Origin of the sequence: Hyunsoonleella flava (genome assembly GCF_004310325.1) — a bacterium.
Lineage (GTDB): Bacteria > Bacteroidota > Bacteroidia > Flavobacteriales > Flavobacteriaceae > Jejuia > Jejuia flava.
The window spans coordinates 239,967-257,386 of record NZ_SIRT01000002.1 but is presented as its reverse complement, the minus strand read 5'-3'; the positions used below and the strand labels follow the sequence as shown (position 1 = coordinate 257,386).

The 17,420-nt window shown below is 35.9% G+C and carries 16 protein-coding genes; 8 read left to right on the top strand and 8 right to left on the bottom strand.

What is annotated here, in order from left to right; translation table 11 throughout:
- From EYD45_RS04285 to EYD45_RS04270, 4 genes are read right to left on the bottom strand one after another with little or no spacing between them, the layout of a single operon-like run.
- Window positions 1–645: an NADH:ubiquinone reductase (Na(+)-transporting) subunit D gene (locus EYD45_RS04285; RefSeq protein ID WP_130963120.1), complete on the bottom strand. Its 645-nt coding sequence runs from the start codon at window positions 643–645 to the stop codon at window positions 1–3.
- 2 nt (window positions 646–647) lie between these two features.
- Window positions 648–1,391 (bottom strand): Na(+)-translocating NADH-quinone reductase subunit C, encoded by a 744-nt coding sequence (locus EYD45_RS04280; RefSeq protein WP_130963119.1) that lies wholly within the window; start codon window positions 1,389–1,391, stop codon window positions 648–650.
- Between the two features lie 3 nt (window positions 1,392–1,394).
- Entirely contained in the window at window positions 1,395–2,603 is a 1,209-nt protein-coding gene (locus tag EYD45_RS04275) for an NADH:ubiquinone reductase (Na(+)-transporting) subunit B (RefSeq protein ID WP_130963118.1), read from the bottom strand.
- Between the two features lie 48 nt (window positions 2,604–2,651).
- Window positions 2,652–4,007, bottom strand: a complete 1,356-nt coding sequence (locus EYD45_RS04270; protein ID WP_130963117.1) for a Na(+)-translocating NADH-quinone reductase subunit A — start codon at window positions 4,005–4,007, stop codon at window positions 2,652–2,654.
- A gap of 153 nt (window positions 4,008–4,160) precedes the next feature.
- Between EYD45_RS04270 and EYD45_RS04265 the strand changes: the two genes are divergently transcribed.
- The 3 genes from EYD45_RS04265 to EYD45_RS04255 all read left to right on the top strand — a co-directional run bounded on the left by EYD45_RS04265 (window position 4,161) and on the right by EYD45_RS04255 (window position 6,582).
- Window positions 4,161–5,411, top strand: coding sequence for a type IX secretion system plug protein (locus EYD45_RS04265; RefSeq protein WP_130963116.1), 1,251 nt, complete (start codon window positions 4,161–4,163; stop codon window positions 5,409–5,411).
- An 84-nt stretch (window positions 5,412–5,495) separates the two neighbouring features.
- Window positions 5,496–5,882, top strand: coding sequence for a Co2+/Mg2+ efflux protein ApaG (gene apaG / locus EYD45_RS04260; protein WP_130963115.1), 387 nt, complete (start codon window positions 5,496–5,498; stop codon window positions 5,880–5,882).
- A gap of 205 nt (window positions 5,883–6,087) precedes the next feature.
- Window positions 6,088–6,582 carry a hypothetical protein gene (locus tag EYD45_RS04255; RefSeq protein ID WP_130963114.1) on the top strand — a complete coding sequence of 165 codons (495 nt, stop codon included), beginning with the start codon at window positions 6,088–6,090 and terminating at the stop codon, window positions 6,580–6,582.
- A gap of 1 nt (window position 6,583) precedes the next feature.
- On the opposite strand, the gene EYD45_RS04250 is transcribed toward EYD45_RS04255, so the two are convergent.
- Window positions 6,584–7,576: a DUF6695 family protein gene (locus tag EYD45_RS04250; RefSeq protein ID WP_130963113.1), complete on the bottom strand. Its 993-nt coding sequence runs from the start codon at window positions 7,574–7,576 to the stop codon at window positions 6,584–6,586.
- A complete protein-coding gene (locus tag EYD45_RS04245) occupies window positions 7,569–8,294 on the bottom strand; it encodes an NRDE family protein (protein ID WP_130963112.1) in 726 nt (241 codons plus the stop codon). Before EYD45_RS04245 ends, EYD45_RS04250 begins: the two co-directional genes overlap by 8 nt.
- 207 nt (window positions 8,295–8,501) lie before the next feature.
- Here EYD45_RS04245 and pruA point away from each other — a divergent pair, with 207 nt between their 5' ends.
- Window positions 8,502–10,130, top strand: a complete 1,629-nt coding sequence (pruA, locus tag EYD45_RS04240; RefSeq protein WP_130963111.1) for an L-glutamate gamma-semialdehyde dehydrogenase — start codon at window positions 8,502–8,504, stop codon at window positions 10,128–10,130.
- 76 nt (window positions 10,131–10,206) lie between these two features.
- Window positions 10,207–11,442 carry a carboxypeptidase-like regulatory domain-containing protein gene (locus EYD45_RS04235; protein WP_130963110.1) on the top strand — a complete coding sequence of 412 codons (1,236 nt, stop codon included), beginning with the start codon at window positions 10,207–10,209 and terminating at the stop codon, window positions 11,440–11,442.
- Here the strand turns inward: EYD45_RS04235 and EYD45_RS04230 are convergent.
- Window positions 11,418–12,227, bottom strand: coding sequence for a DUF481 domain-containing protein (locus tag EYD45_RS04230; RefSeq protein ID WP_130963109.1), 810 nt, complete (start codon window positions 12,225–12,227; stop codon window positions 11,418–11,420). The genes EYD45_RS04235 and EYD45_RS04230 overlap by 25 nt on opposite strands.
- A 150-nt stretch (window positions 12,228–12,377) precedes the next feature.
- On the opposite strand from EYD45_RS04230, the gene EYD45_RS04225 reads away from it, so the two are divergent.
- Window positions 12,378–14,801, top strand: a complete 2,424-nt coding sequence (locus tag EYD45_RS04225) for a CehA/McbA family metallohydrolase (protein ID WP_130963108.1) — start codon at window positions 12,378–12,380, stop codon at window positions 14,799–14,801.
- A gap of 98 nt (window positions 14,802–14,899) precedes the next feature.
- Window positions 14,900–15,298, top strand: a complete 399-nt coding sequence (locus EYD45_RS04220) for an endonuclease domain-containing protein (protein ID WP_130963107.1) — start codon at window positions 14,900–14,902, stop codon at window positions 15,296–15,298.
- 41 nt (window positions 15,299–15,339) lie between these two features.
- Here EYD45_RS04220 and EYD45_RS04215 read toward each other — a convergent pair whose 3' ends face one another.
- Entirely contained in the window at window positions 15,340–16,026 is a 687-nt protein-coding gene (locus tag EYD45_RS04215; protein WP_130963106.1) for a GNAT family N-acetyltransferase, read from the bottom strand.
- A 206-nt stretch (window positions 16,027–16,232) separates the two neighbouring features.
- Here EYD45_RS04215 and EYD45_RS04210 point away from each other — a divergent pair, with 206 nt between their 5' ends.
- Complete coding sequence (locus EYD45_RS04210) at window positions 16,233–17,024, top strand: hypothetical protein (protein WP_130963105.1); 792 nt, start codon at window positions 16,233–16,235, stop codon at window positions 17,022–17,024.
- The last annotated feature ends 396 nt before the right edge of the window (window positions 17,025–17,420 follow it).

Below are 17,420 nucleotides of genomic sequence, written 5' to 3'. Positions count from 1 at the left end.
TTAATCTTCTATTAATGCTTTGTTTCTAGTACGTTGTACCCATATAATGATTCCGACCACAATAAGTGCCATTGGAGATAGTAGCATAAAACCATTGTTTTCGTATCCAATACTGTATAATCCTGTTTTTGCAATAGGATCTCCCAGTACTGGGAAACCTAACAAAGTTCCAGAACCTAGTAATTCTCTAAAAAATCCAACAATTATAAGAATTACACCATAACCTAGAGCATTACCAATACCGTCTAAAAAAGAGCGCCATAAACCGTTACCTAATGCAAAAGCCTCAAAACGCCCCATGATGATACAGTTTGTAATAATAAGTCCAACAAATACCGAAAGCTCCTTACTTAACTCATAAGCGAAAGCCTTTAATACTTGATCCACTATAATTACCAGTGCTGCAACCACGGTAAGTTGTACAATAATTCTAATTTTTGAAGGAATGATATTTCTAATGGCCGAAATAACCACATTACCAACTCCCATTACAAACAATACTGAAATTGCCATTACAATAGAAGCTTTTAACTGTGCTGTAATTGCCAATGCAGAACAAATACCAAGTACTTGAATAGTAATTGGGTTGTTATCCGCTAACGGATCTGTAATTAATGCTGCGTCTTTTTTTGAGAGTAAGCCCATAATTATTTCAATGTTTTAAAGTAAGGTACGTATAATGCTAAATCGTTTTTTATCATGGCAGCAACACCATCTCCTGTTATCGTTGCTCCTGCTATAGCATCAACTTCGTGATCTGTTTTATCTTCGTTTGTTGGATCAGCATTACTCTTTGAAACGTTAATGCCTTTAAACACTCCAGCTTCTGTTAGTAGATGCTCACCATAAAAATCGTCCATAAAAAAACGTTCTTTAATATTAGCTCCTAAACCGGGTGTTTCTCCTTTATGATCGAAATAAGCACCTTGCACTACCATGTTTTCATCCATGGCTACATAGGCCCAAATAGCATCCCAAAGTCCTTTTCCATAAATCGGAGCTATATAGAAATTTTTACCGTCTTTCTCACCAACAAATAAAGGCAACTGTCTTTCACCACCACTCTTTGCTTTGTCTTGCTCTTTTTTTACATCAATTAAATAGGCCTTATCATTTTCTTCAACATTACCGTCGGTAATTACCAACTGCTTCTTGATGTATTTGTTAAATAATTCAGGTGCTTTCTCAGTAGAAACAAAATTGGCACTATTGCCTTCGTTCTCGTTAACCCCCATAGCGTACAGGATATTCTGTTGCTTTTCCAGTCGCTTATTTTCAGTAATCCTTTCTTTTAAGGAAGATGCTGTAAATGCTAACAAAGCCCCAACTACAACCACCATTCCGATGGCAAACAAAACCGTATATACGTTAGAATCTGTTTTATTACTCATAACTTATGCTACTTTAGCTTTTAAACGTTTCATTCTTCTCTTAACATTACCTTGAACCACATAATGATCAATGGTTGGTGCAAACACATTCATTAAAAGAATGGCTAAAAATACACCTTCGGGGTAGGCAGGATTAAATACGCGAATCATAATAGAAATAAAACCTATTAAGAAACCATATATCCATTTACCTTTGTTGGTTTGGGATGCAGTAACAGGGTCTGTCGCCATGTAAACTGCCCCGAACAAAATACTTCCTATAATTAAATGTTGCCAGAAAGGAACACTCATTAATCCATAAAATTTACTTGACTCTCCTATCCAACCCGCATCTACAACGCCATTGAAGATTAATCCCATTGCTAATGCGCCAATTAATGTTGAAATGATAATTCTCCAGCTTCCCACTTTGGTAAAAATCAAGAATAAAGCCCCGATTATAATTAAGAATTTTGAAGTTTCACCAACTGAACCAGGAATTAATCCCCAGAACATATCCCAATAATCAATACCAGCTAATGAGGTGTTTTGTGCATACGCTCCAAGTAGTGTTTCACCTGAAATAGCATCGGGAGTTCCAGCACGTTCTACAGCACCATGCACCCAAACCTTATCTCCAGACATCCAAGTTGGATACGCAAAAAACAAGAAAGCTCTAATGGTTAATGCTGGGTTTAGGATATTCATCCCAGTACCACCAAATACCTCTTTACCAATTACCACTCCAAATATTACAGCTACGGCAAGCATCCATAACGGAATATCAACAGGTACTATAAGCGGTACTAACATTCCTGTTACCAAATAGCCTTCTTCTACTTCGTGACCCTTAATTACAGCAAAAACAAATTCCACTGCTAACCCAACACCATAAGACACAACCACTAAAGGCAATACCGTTGCTGCTCCAACTAATAAGTTATCAAGCGTCCAAAATGATGCACCAAGAAAACCTTCAGCCTGCGTAATCTCACCTAAAGCCAAATAGTGTTGGTAACCTGCATTGAACATACCAAATATCAAACATGGCACTAAAGCTATAATAACCGTATTCATAGTACGCTTTAAGTCATCAGCCGCCTTAATGTGTGTACCATTATGTGTGGTTTCATTTGGTGTATACAAGAATGTAAACAGTGCATTAAATGCTGGCAACCACTTCTTGTTTTGGTTTTTTACTTTAAAATTATGTAAGTTTTGTTTTAAACCCATTTTTCTAAATTTTTATTTCTTGTCTATCTAAAATTATGAGATATCCGCTTATCCAATTTCTTTAAGCATTAAATCCAAACCTTCTCTTATAATTTTTTGATGTGGTTGTTTAGACACACAAACAAACTCTGTCAATGCAAAGTCTTCTGGAGCCACTTCATACATACCCAATGCTTCCATTTCGTCTAAATCTTTGTACATACAGGCTTTTAAAATCTGCATAGGGTAAATATCCAAAGGAAAAACCTCTTCGTAATTACCAGTAATTACAAATGCACGATGCTCACCATTGGTATTTGTATCAAGATCGTATTTTTTATTTGGGTTCAACCAAGAGAACGTAAGTGCTCTTGATGTTGAAACTTTATCAAAAACAGGTTTATTCCACCCAAAGAATTCATAATCGTCTCCTTCTGGAATGATGGAAATAACGTTACTGTAAAAATCTAAATAGCCATCAGGTCTTATTTCTTTTCCAGATAACACATTTCCTGATATAACACGTGCATTCGCGTCTTTTTCAACACCCTTATCATAAATCATTGTTGCAACTTCAGCACCAATTTTGGTAAGGAAATAACGTGGAGACTGCACTTGAGAACCTACCAACGCAACAGTACGTTCGGCATTAAACTTTCCAGTTAACAAAAGTTCTCCAATAATCACCAAATCCTGAGCATTCAACGTCCAAACTGTTTCGCCCTTATTTACAGGATCTACCTTATTAATTAAAGTACCAACATTACCCGCTGGATGCGGCCCAGAAACTTTGTGTAATGTTACACCAGATAATCCAGCCAAAGGTGAATTAGAGTTTTTTCCAACAGAAACATGAACTCCGCCTTCGGTGAGCTTACCTAAAGCCGCTACTGCAGCTTGCAATTCAGCCTCTTTTCCTTGTAAGGTGTAATCTAAGTCTGCAGCTAATGGTGCACTTGCGTAGCCTGAAACAAAAACCGCTTTTGGCGCTTTTTCAGGGCTAGCAATAACATCATAAGGTCTCTGCTTTATAAATGGCCATAATCCGCTAGCCAATAAATGTGCTTTAACCGCTTCTGCAGTTGAAGCATCAACATCAAACTTTCCATTATCTTGATACGTTTGTGTTTTATCAGCTTGAATTTTTATTTCTAAAATTCTACGTTTAGCACCACGAGATATTTCAATAATTTCGCCAGAAACTGGAGAAACAAATTTTATATCTTCGTTTGATTTGTCATAAAAAACAGGCTCTCCTGCTTTTACTTTTGTGCCAACTTTGTGAATTAATTTAGGAATAACGCCGTGGAAGTCTTCAGGTCTTAAAACGTAAAAGTTGCTTAAAACCGCTGTATCAGTAGTTTTTTCAGCTTCACCCTTAAGTTTAATATCTAGACCTTTCTTAATGCGAATGTCGTTTGACATATTTTCTTTGTTGAAATTAGTTGTCTAAAAAAAATCTGTGCAAAAATACGAACTAAAAAGCAGTTACCACAAAAAATTAGTATAATTTTATTACTATTAACTTATCTGAAGTTTTAGGCATCAATTTTGATTATATTTACAAAAATGTGTTGCATGCGCTATAAAATTTCTGTACTCATTGGAATGTTTTTACTTTGCTTAAGTCTTCAGGCTCAAGTAGAAGAAGTAAACCCACCCGACTATATTAAATCCATTACTTTCAAAAGCACTAGCAGTGCTTTAGGAGAACTGCCCATTATAAAGTTAGGCGAAACATTTTATCTAGAATTTGACGCCCTAGTGACCAATGAACCCGATTTTTATTATAAAATTGAACACTACGACTACGATTGGACAGAGTCCGTTTTAGTACGAACCGAATTTCTTTTAGGGGTTGATAACTTTAGGATTCAAGACTATCGGAACTCTTTCAACACCTTCCAAATATATTCGCACTACAGGTTATCCATCCCTAATGAGCAAACCCGAGCTCTAACAGTTTCGGGAAACTACCTCATTTCTATTTTTGACAGAGACGATAATTTAGTGTTCTCAAGAAAATTAATGATTTACGAAGATATTGTAACCCCTGGGATCAGTATAAAACGATCAAGAGATGTACAAACCATAGACTATATGCAAACGGTAGATATTGAAATTTCTGCAACATCAGAAATCAACAATCCGCTTCAAACTATTAATACGCTAATCATTCAAAACAGAAATTTAAATACAGCTATAAAAGATATCAAACCTCAATACACCATTGGCAATAAGTTAATTTATCGCTATGTTAACGAAACAGCATTTCCCGGAGGCAACGAGTACTTGTTTTTTGAAACCAAGGATGTACGAGCCGCCTCTATGGGCGTACAATTCATTGAACTTAATGATATTTATCACAGTTATTTGTTTACAAATCGCTCAAGAGCAGAATTGCCATACACCTACAACCCTGATATTAATGGACAGTTTAAAATAACGGCTATAGATCGTGATGATGTTTCAGTAGAGGCAGATTATGTTGAAGTACATTTTTCCTTGGCATACCCAGAAATGCTTAATGGCGAAAGTATTTATGTATATGGCAACTATAACAATTATGCTTTAGACGATTATAACAAAATGGTATATTACCCTGAAGGCAAAATCTACAAAGGCCATTTTAAACTCAAACAAGGATTCTACAATTATAAATATGTAGTTATAAATGCGGATGGCTCTCTGGATGAAGGGCGCATTAGCGGCAACTTCTGGCAAACCGAAAACAACTATAAAGTATTGGTCTACTACCGCGATTTAGGCGCCAGATACGACAGAATTATTGGTTTTAATGAAGTTTCATCGACAAATATTACCAATTAGTCCGTATTTAACGCTTTTTTAGGCATTCAAAATTTAAAAATCCCTATTTTAGCCACGCAAAAGTATTGTATATCAATCCTTAACATGGTTCAACAGGTAACAAAAGGCATAAAAATTTCGGTAGAAACCACTTTCGAGGGCACGTTTTATAAAAACTATAAAATACAGTACGCCTTTGGTTACACCATTACTATCGAGAACCAAAGTAAGGATTCTGTGCAACTATACGCACGCCATTGGGAAATTCTAGATGCTTTAAATAACATAGAAACCGTAACAGGCGAAGGCGTTGTTGGAAAAAAACCAGTGCTGAAACCTGGAGAATCGCACACCTACACTTCTGGCTGTTTGCTTACCTCACCTTTTGGAGCAATGCAAGGGCATTACAATATGGTAAACTTTACCACCACCAAAAAATTTCAAGTAGCTATCCCAACGTTTAAGTTAAGCGCACCTTTCGCTATTAATTAGGGCGTTACCACAAGGGTCGGGCTTTCACTACTCGCTCTCTTCGAGGAGCTCAAACATGCCGTTCAATCCCTAACGCAGAAGAAACATTCGAAAAACATGTTGATTATTCAGAACAAAAACACCATAAACCCAATATAATTAATGGATTATGTGTAATTTTATGTAGTACTATTTTGCATTGTTAACTGTAATTCAAAAAGAAAAAATGGACTTCATAGAATACATAAACACATGGGTAAAAAGCGAACTGATACAAGGCAAAATAATGATTGCTTTTGGTGTACTCATTTTAGTTGTTTTTATAAGTATTATCAAAAGCCAAAATGAATTCTTAAGAGGCGCATTAATCCCTTTAGGATTGCTAATTTTTATACTAATAGGCTATGGAAGCTATATCCTTTATAGCAGATCCGCTCATGCAAAAGAGAGTATTGCACTTTTTCAAGAATCCAAAACTGACGGCATAGTGAAAGAAGAGACCAAGCATATCAATGACAACAAAGCTGGAAAACTGCTAATGCGTATATATCCAATATTGGCAATTGTAGCAATAGCTACTTTATTTTTTAGGTTTTCAGCATATTACAGAGGAATGGCTATTGGGTTTGCCTTATTGTTCCTGTCTTTTTATGTCATTGACAATGGGTTTGTATCACGCTCAGATGCGTTTTTAGATTTTTTAAAGACATATTCTTATTGAATCAAATCAATCTATCAAATCTAAAAACCCGCTCTTGCTGCCTCACATTAAAAAATTTGCAGTTGGAGTAATGCACAAACTCATAAGGTAGGTCATAATTAAAAGAAGTATTATCAACCCTAAAAACAGCATCGCAATCGATGTTTCCATAAGGCGAAATTCGTCTAAACCTGTAAACCTCAATACTTCCATTTTTATGTAGTTCAAACCAAGCACCTGCAGCAATACCCGATAACCATTGCGCATGTTCTTCTATAACATCATTAGGTTTTGGCTCTAAAGTTCCTACAAAATTTACTTCATGTCCATTTAGCTTATCTAAAAAGTACCGTACATTCTCACTTTTTTGAGAACCTTTAAATTCTGAAATTTCTCCCGTTTCAGAGACTTCATATACGTAATTTTCAGTATCAGCAAGTAACACATTTCCAACAGTACTTGGTGTAAACCATTTAGATTGTACCAAGTCTTTCTTGATTTTAACATCGGTAACCGAAGCAATCAAACTATCGGTTACAAAACGTGCGCAATTGCAAGCATCTTTTATAAACGCAGCGTAGCGAATAAAATGCTTGTTTTGCATTTCGGTGATATGAGTTCGTGCTTTTTTATAATCCACAGCATTACAAACTGAAGCTACCAATTTTCCTTCACCGTGAGTTAATTTTGGATGTGTACCTAAAAACTCTAGAATTTCATTGAGATTTGTTATAGTTTCATTTTCAATTTTAGCTACTAACGGGAAATCCAACTCATTATCAGTGTCTTTTCCTCGGACTCTACCATTAGGTTCTGGTGTAATATACCGACCAAAATCATGGTACTCTAAAATTCCTGTTGACTTATCTATCAACACCAACGCTGCATGACCTGCACGTAAATAGTTTTTCTTACCAACACCCAAATACCTTAAAAAAGGAGAATACCATTCATCAGCAACCATCACAATGGTTTCAGGATATGCCATAGTTATGATAAGTCCTGTATTATCCATTAACCGCCTGAGGAAATTTAAAGGTATTAGACGTTATTTCGTTTCTTATGAAATTTTCATAACGCATCTCTAAGCTATCTGCATTTTTCTCTATCTGAGTGGTACTGGTTGTTTTCACAAAACCTCTGTCCATGATAACCCCATAATCCAAATTGCCTGCACCGGCTGTTTCGTGAAAACTCAAAATGCTATCAGAATCTAAAACATGTACCGCTTTATAGTCTTCAAACCACTGCTCGCGTTCATCTCTCATGGCACTATCATACAATGTAGAAGAAGACCAGATTTTGGGTTCTAAGGGTAATTCCTTAAAATGTTTCTTGATACCGTCCCATACCAATTCGTAGAATTTCAGCTTCTCTATCCAATCGGCTATAATAATGGTAAAAGGCTCAATGTCATCAAAATTATAAGAATCTACTAATTCCAAAAGGGAATCGGCTGTCATAAAATGTTTGGCCACAATACCTCTACTTAGTCGGTAGGACGCTTTCCGCTCATGAATTTCAAAAGCCCCGTTTAGCACACAAATTACTCGTTTTTTTTCACTAACCCCAATCCAAGTACCCCCAGAAAGTTCGTCTTTGGGAAACAACACTTCGGTAGTTTCAATGGTATAAAACTCAGGAGCAAGAGACACACGATTTGGTGCTTCGTCTCGATTTGAGGTTAAAATAAAATCATTATTGCCCTTTGGGATAATTGTAACTGTACACATAAAAACAGTAGTCTCTTATGGAACTGCCAACTTACAAAAAATAAATAAAATCTAATTCAAGCTATCCCAGATAAAATCATAATTAAAAGAACTGCTGTTTGTAAAATTTAACGCGATTTTAAGGTAAACAAGTAACACTTTGTAATTTAATAATTCCTAAATTTGTAGCCAATTCACTGAAAAATTTTTATCAAAAACCAATAAATCATGGGAAAAGGCTTTTTTAATATACCTATTGCAGTTAATGAACCTGTAAAATCTTATGCTCCTGGAACTCCAGAACGTAATGCCGTTTTAGAGGCTTACAAAGCGATGTTTAATAGCAAAATTGATGTCCCACTTTACATTAATGGCAAAAACATTACTACAGGAAACACAAGAACCATGTCACCGCCTCATGATCACCAACATGTAGTTGGCACTTACCATTTAGCGGATCAAAAACATATTGATGATGCCATTGTAACTGCCTTAGAAGCCAGAAAAACGTGGAGCCAAATCCCTTGGGAACAGCGTGCAGGTATCTTTTTAAAAGCGGCAGAACTGATTGCTGGACCTTATCGCGCAAAAATAAATGCCGCTACCATGATTGCACAATCTAAAACGATTCATCAAGCAGAGATTGATGCGGCTTGTGAGTTGATAGATTTCTTACGTTTTAACGTGCAATTTATGGCGGATATTTACATGGAACAGCCAGAAAGTACAAGCGATGCTTGGAATCGCGTGGAATACCGTCCGCTAGAAGGCTTTACGTATGCAGTAACACCATTTAATTTTACGGCAATTGCAGGAAATTTGCCAGCTTGTATGGCGCTCATGGGTAATGTAGTGGTTTGGAAACCTAGCGACAGTCAAGTGTATTCTGCTAAGGTAATTATGGATGTATTTGAAGAAGCCGGTGTACCTCCAGGTGTTATTAATGTGGTGTTTGGAGATCCTGTAATGATTACCAATACCGTAATGGCTAGTCCAGATTTCTCAGGATTGCATTTTACTGGTTCAACATTTGTATTCAAAGAGCTTTGGAAACAAATAGGTAATAACATTCACAATTACAAAACCTATCCAAGAATTGTCGGGGAAACTGGCGGAAAGGACTTTATTGTTGCTCATAAATCAGCCAACCCAAAACAGGTAGCAACAGTTATTTCTCGTGGCGCTTTTGAGTTTCAAGGTCAAAAATGTAGTGCAGCCTCAAGAGCCTATATCGCAAAAAGCATTTGGAATGAGGTAAAAGATTTTCTGGCAGAAGACGTCAAATCATTCAAAATGGGTTCTCCCGAGGATATGAGCAACTTTATCACGGCTGTAATTCATGAAGGATCCTTTGATAAACTGGCAAACTATATTGACCAGGCAAAATCGGATACTGATGTAGAAGTATTGATTGGTGGCAACTACGATAAAAGCAAAGGGTATTTTATTGAACCTACCGTTCTAGTTACTACAAACCCAAAATACACAACCATGTGTACCGAACTTTTTGGTCCAGTAATTACAATTTATGTTTACGAAGACGATGCTTATCCTGAAACTTTGAAATTAGTTGACAACACAAGTGAATATGCTTTAACTGGTGCCATACTAGCAAAAGACAGGTATGCTATTACAGAAGCAACCGAAGCATTGCAAAACAGTGCAGGTAATTTCTACATCAATGACAAACCTACTGGTGCTGTTGTTGGCCAACAACCATTTGGAGGCGCAAGAGCATCAGGTACAAATGATAAAGCAGGTAGTGCACAAAACTTATTGCGTTGGGTATCCCCAAGATTGATAAAGGAAACCTTCGTAACGCCTACTGATTATCGTTATCCGTTTTTGGGGGAATAATACTATTTAAATTTTGGTATGTTAAAAAGGTAGTTTTCTTATATTGAAACTGCCTTTTTTTGTTTCTTAAACACTCATGCAACACCTAAATCAACATATTTTCGCCTCAATGCTTGTGCTTCTTGTATGCTTTAATATATTTGCACAACGCACCATAAAAGGGAAGGTACTAGATAATGAATCACCTCTTGAAGGTGCTTCGGTTTATCTAAATAACACTACTACTGGCACCATCACCAACTCGCGTGGTGAATTCACTTTAGAAGTAGAATCTGGGCATTACGATTTGATAATTTCTTTTCTGGGATATCAAACGGTGAATTATCCTTTTTATACAGAAACGGTAAACGATAGTTTAATTTTTAAACTGAAAGAACAACCCGGTCAATTAGATGAAGTGGTTATCAAAAAAACAGTATATGATGACATTTGGCATCATAATTTAAAATACTTTAAGGATGCCTTTTTAGGGAAAACAGAATTCTCCAAAAACTGCGACATTCAAAACCCGAAAATTTTACATTTTGATTATGATAATACCACCAATACCTTTACTGCAGATGCCCGAGGCAATTTGCAAATAAAAAATGAAGCTTTGGGTTATGAAATTAGTTACGAATTAGTTCATTTTGAAATCATAGAGAACTACTTAACCTATTTGGGCTATGCGTTTTTTAAACCTCTTAAAGGTGGGAAACGCAAACAAAAGCAATGGGCAGAAAACAGATTAGTAGCCTATAATGGCTCCAATATTCATTTTTATAAGTCTGCCCTAAATGATGAATTGGATGAAGCCGGTTTCATTGTAAATCAATTTAGGAGAGTGCCGAATGAAGAACGACCAACTGACGAACAAATTGCGAAAGCCCGAGCAGTGTTAAAGGCATCTCGAAATACCATAACATATTCTAAAAAAATTGACACACCAAAAACGGTTGTGGATTCTGCCCTAGTTGTAATACGAAAACAGCGATTGCCCAAATTTAAAGACTACCTCTACAAATCTGGATTGAAAGCTTCTGACATCATATCTCCAAAAAATGGTGTACCTGTGCTCGGTTTTAAGGACAATATTTCGGTGGTTTACACCAGGGAGAAAGAGGAATTGGCATATATCCGAAGAGATGCATTTAGCAGACCAAGAGCACCTGTTGCACAGACCTCAGCTATAATTCCTTTAAAACAAGATGCTGTTTTAGATAAAATCGGCATTTTGGTAAACCCTTTAGATGTAACCTTAGAGGGCTATTGGTCATTTGAAAAATTTGCCAATACTTTGCCTTTGGATTATGAACCAGTCGCCTTGGATTGAGTCGCAGCTTTTTTTGTCTTCTTGTTATCTATGGTTTTTAATGTAAAACCAAAGGTTAAAAACCGATCTTCCTTTTGCTGCCCTTCAATAACTATACTTTCATAAGTGTGAAGATAGTTTATTTTAAAGTTTAAAAAATCCCATACGGGCAACTCTAAACCTACATCTGCTTGCCATCTAAAATTATCGCTTTCCTCAAGTGAAGGTTGAAAATAGCTTACATGATTTAAAATCAATTTCTTTTTAAACAACGTATATTTTCCATTAACCCAAAATGTCCCGCGAAGTGTGCTTATGGTTTGCAAACCATCGTAGTTATTTCGGTTAAAATCTGTTTCTGAAAAATTAGTACGTTCGTATTCACTAGAAATGGAGAACTTAAGCCAGTTGTCTTTTTTACGCCACGCTTGATAAGTAACACCTGCGCCATAAATGTAGCGTAAATCAATCTCCCTTCTAAAATTAGTGCTTACAAAACCTAAAAATAGCGGATAGAATTTTCGTTCTGGATTGATATATAAAAAGTTTAAACTTAATATATCTTCATCTGCTTTTTCCTTTCCAAACTCTTGATACACATACGAGTTTCTGGTCTTAAAAATCCAGTTTTTCCAAGGTTTAAAACTCACTTCAGAGGTCGTTCTAAAAATTACTGTTTCTACATTGCCCCCTTGAAAAAAACCTGTTATGCCTAAATTGGCTTTTAACTTAAGCGTATCACTCTCATTAATTTGAGCCGAGATAAAAACAGGAAATAGTAGAAAAAAATAAAGATACGTTCTCATTATAATACACGATATAATTTCTCTTTTCAATCATTGCAAATATAATTAGCAATTCAACTTCATTCATTTATGATAATCAAGAAAATACCATACAAAACCACAACAAAAATCTTCTTATCTTGGTGAATCTGTTTTTTAATCCAATTTACCATGAAGCATCTTGTACTATTTGCCACACTTACCCTATTTTGTTTACATTCCGTTAGCGCACAATGGAGCAACAGATATCCCAAAGTGGATGGTTTTGGTCACCACGTATATCTCGAAGGTTATGAATTACCTGTAATGAATTCAGGCGCAACAGACCCCGCACCTTCACCAACTAAAAACGAAGTAGCGTTTTCCGCAAAAGGATGGCTATGGCTGCTAGATTTAAATACGAAAGTAGCAACTAGAATCACATCTTCAGGAGCTATGGATTTTAAACCCAATTGGTCTCCAGATGGTAAAAGTATCGTGTTTGTCCGTGATACTGGTTTAGACACAAAGATTATGCTACTAAATTTAGCTGAAAACATAGAAACGGTTTTAGTCGACACCAAAGCATTGGACCTAGATCCTATTTTTTCTTCAGACGGAACATCGGTGTATTATGCATCTGCAGATAAAGGCTCTTTGGATATCTGGAACATTGACTTAACAAGTAAAACCAAAACAGTTTTAACCTCATCAGGAAATCTAGAACGCCTCCCGATTCCGATAAATACTGAATACATGATTTACTTAAAGAAAATGGGCTTTTCTTATGACTCGATTGAGCTAGTAAATCTCGACGAGGACAAATCTACTGCCTTAGCCGAGGAAAATTTCATGTCCCAAGCATCGTTTTCACTAAGTTCAGATAAACGCACTTTGGTATATACATGGCCGCAGGATGACGATTACGAATTACGATTGTTGGACGTGGTACATCCCGAAAGTAATTTACTGCTGACTAAAAGCAATAAGCTGCCATTAAATCCGAAATTTAGCAACGACAGAACATGGGTATATTACAATGAAACCAATAACGAAGAACATTCAGAATTAAAGCGCATTAGCATTAACGGAGGTTCACCAGAAACCCTGGCTATTAAAACTTGGAATTGGAATACACCTACTGGAAAAGTAAATATCATTAGTAACGTTGATGGCAAAAAGGCACCAGTTCGCATGAGTATTACTGATGCGTCAGGACACCCAATAGTTCCAAACACTGGGATTATACATTCTGAAGGACAAAATGGTGTGGTATTTTTCTATGCTGATGGAAGCACTCAAGTTGAAGCACCTCTAGGAGAGCTTACAATTACAGCTGTTCATGGGTTATCAACCATAAAAAATGTTACAAGCACAACTTTGGATTCTGACAGCAAAACCATAGAAATAAATTTGAATACCATTTGGAATGCACAAGCTAATGGTTGGTATTCTGGTGACAACCATTTTCATTTGAATTATGGCGGCACTAACCAATTAGACCCAAAAGATATCGTAATGGATTTAAAGGCTGAAAATGTAGATGTTGCCTTTCCTTTATTAGCTAATCTCGGAAATCGATTTTTACAACGTGATATTTGGGAATGGAAACATGAAGGCACGCCTTTGATTCAGTTTGGACAGGAAGTCCGTTCTCACTTTTTAGGCCATTTGGGTTTATTGGGCACACAAGATTTGTTTTGGCCTTGGGTTTGGGGGCCGTATTATGATGTTTACGGGCGTGATGACCGCTTAAACGCAGAAGCATTGGAGTTTGCTAGAAATCAAAACGCTTTGGGCGGCTATGTGCATCCTGTGAGTGTAAGAAATCCATTTAGCGATAATGGAGCGCAGCGTATCCCGATTGAACTTATAGCCGATTGTGTTTTAGGCAAAAGTGATTTAATTGAGGTTGGGTGTTTATGGTCTGATGAAATTGGAACCGCTAACCTATGGCATGAAATTTTAAATATTGGTGAACCTTTGGCTATTTCCGCAGGAAGTGATGTGATGAACGATTTATACCGTACCATGGCTATTGGTGTTACTAGAGTTTATGTAAAACCTGATGGCGAACTTTCAATCCCAAGTTATTTAAAGGCCTTGAAAGAAGGTAAAAGTTTTGTAACCAACGGGCCTCAGATACTTTTTGAAGTGGACGGAAAAGAAGTGGGTGACGTGATAAATACCAAAAGTAAAACTGTGAAGTGGACACTTGATGTGCATTCCCCAACACCTTATAACACGGTAGAAATTTTTGTGAACGGCGCCGTGGTTTGGACAGGAAAAGGCAATAAAAAAGCAGGCTCTAAAACCTATAAAGGCAAGATTGAAATACCTTCAGGCGGTTGGGTAACAGCTAGGGTTTCCGGTGGTGTTGCAGAATGGCCTTTAATGGATAGTTATCCCTTCGCAGAAAGTAGTCCTATCTGGTTTAATACCATTGGAAGCACCGATGTAAATGCCTCGAAATCCTCTGCTGAAACATTGTTGCGTTTGCTTAACGTTTCTAAAAAACGCTTAAAGCGAGGTTATGGCGATAACCCAATTCCTAAGTTGGAAGCGCATTTTGAAGAGGCTAAGGAATATTTGGAGAAACTCGTTGAAGATAATTGATTTAGAAAACCCAAACATCAATAGTTAAGATAAAATTTAAAAAACAAGACGGATCCTGTCCCCTCTAAAAAGAGGGGATTTAGGGGTGTGTTTAAAACATGAAAATATATTACAACCCAAAACTAAAAGCTCTAGCAAGACAACTTCGAAATAGTTCAACAAAGTCAGAGATTAAACTTTGGACATATTTGAGAAGAAAACAGATGCATGGATATGATTTTCATAGACAAAAACCGATAGACAATTACATTGTCGATTTCTTTTGCAACAAACTCCAATTAGCCATCGAGTGTGACGGATACTCCCATGAAATAGTTGAAGTTTTTGAGAAAGATATTAAGAAAACTAAACGTTTGAATGCATTAGACATTCGGGTATTAAGATTTTCTGATTATCAGATTATGAATGATATTGACAATGTAATAAGAACTATTGAGGGATATATTTTTGAATTTGAAGAAAACGATTTTACACCTCCCTTACTCCCTCCTTCTTAGGAGGGACACTCAAACGCAACCACTAAACAACTCAACGCTGTTTATTTTCTATTAAAAAACCACCAATTCATATCGCGTGTTAATTCAAACCCAAGGCTTTCGTACAAACTAATAGCTGGATTACCTTTAGTGGTGTGTAAAATAGCATGCTTCCCAGTTTTTAAAATCTCTTTTGTTGTATGCGTAATAAGTTGTTTTGCAAAACCTTGTCTAGTAAAATCTGGATGAGTTACTACGCCACTTACTTCTATAAAATCATTGGTTTGCATGCGTTGCCCTGATATTGCTATCAGTTTTCCGTTTTTAAAAATACCGAAGTAATCACCCATATCAAAGGTGCGTTTTTGGTAATACCCTGGCATTACAAGCCATATTAAATTGTAAATTTCTTGAATATGAGTTTCGTTAAGCGGTACTATTGTTTCAGTAATTTCAACTTCTATTAAGTCATTCATTACCATCTGGCAACCTTCCATTTTTTTGTTTAAAACCACATAATTTTCATCGAATGTTGGCATGCCGTTTTCTGAAACCAGAAAGAAATCATTAGTTAATTTTGAATAAGCAGTTAATGCATCTTTGGTTTTTGAAGCATTAGTAAAAGCTCCAAACGGGCAAATTTCTGGGTTGTAAAATTGCACAGTATCATATACCAAAGCAAAGTTTTGGTGTGTTTCGTTTAACGCGTGCCAAACTGGATTTTCTAATGTTTGCTGAAAATGATTCATTTTAAAAAACTGATGTATCAAATGTAATTTGAAATATTGAAATATTTTAAAAAACAGTCGATTGGTTTTGATACAATCTACTTGACTTTGTAAAAAATTTCTTCTATATTCGTTTAACGGCGGATATAAACCATACCAACGGCGCATATCCGCTAATCCAGTTACTTTTAATTAGAAAAACACAACTTATGAAAAAATATTTTTTTATGATATTAACAATTATAATAATCTTAGGATGTAATCAAGATGATGATAAATCAAACTTGACTTATTTTGATGTCGCTGTTATTACTGAATCTAATGGAGATAGTCACAATAGTCTTAATATACGATGGACAGAATCTAAATCAAGAGACAATTCGAATATTCATTATGAAGTTTACATAAGTGAAAACGGTAATGAATTAAATTTTCAACTTTATGATGCTAATATAGATGAAAGTAGATATACCAGTAGTGGGAATATTATAATAGGTAATTATAATTATTATATCCCATACGCCGATTTAACTCAAGATTACAAATTTTCTTATCGTTTTCTTAATCTAGAAGAAAATAAGTCTTGGGTAATTAAAGTTATAGCAGTTGATGAAAATGGAAATAGAACATCTTCATACACTGATGCTGTAACTACGACTAATCCATTTCCATATGTTGGGTGTTGGGAAGGAACATACTCGGCTACAGTTAAACCTCAGTTTATGACACCACAAAATGATAGTGGGTCTCTTATTATGTGTTTTGGAGTTGACGGAAATATTGGTGGCTCAGCTACTTCAAATGTATTCCCTTATGATTATAAAATTTATGGCAACCTTTCAAATGGTAATTTGACAATAAATGCCTACTTAGAGGCAGATGATGGTAATAATAATTATCCTGTAGGCAAATTAATTGGAACACTTCCAACTAATAGTAATGAAATAAATGATTTAATAATGAGTATCGATTCTAATAATACTGAAACCATTGGGTCTTGGTATGCAACAAGGCAATAATATTAAATAACTAAAAGTAAACAACATATAAAAATAATTGCTCAATTTTGGGCTTAACCAAAAGCAGCTGCGCGTTTGTTTCAGCTGATTTTCCTTCGGAAAATCCTCTCACTCAAACCCGCAACTATTCTTATACTAGACCGTTAAACGAACCTCCCTAAAAAACTTTTAGAATGATTTATGCACTTGCCAAAGCAAACATACCCCGCGTTAAGGATTGCAGCGGCATCCTTTTTAAAATTTTAAAAAGACAAGTTTATAATGAACCAAAATGTTTGAGATTGCCACATCGTAAACTCCTCGCAATGACGTCTTATTTAAAAAGATATAGCGGAAAGCCTGACCCTTTAGGGGAACGCCAAAATTATTTTCATAAAAAACTACGCTTGAATTAAT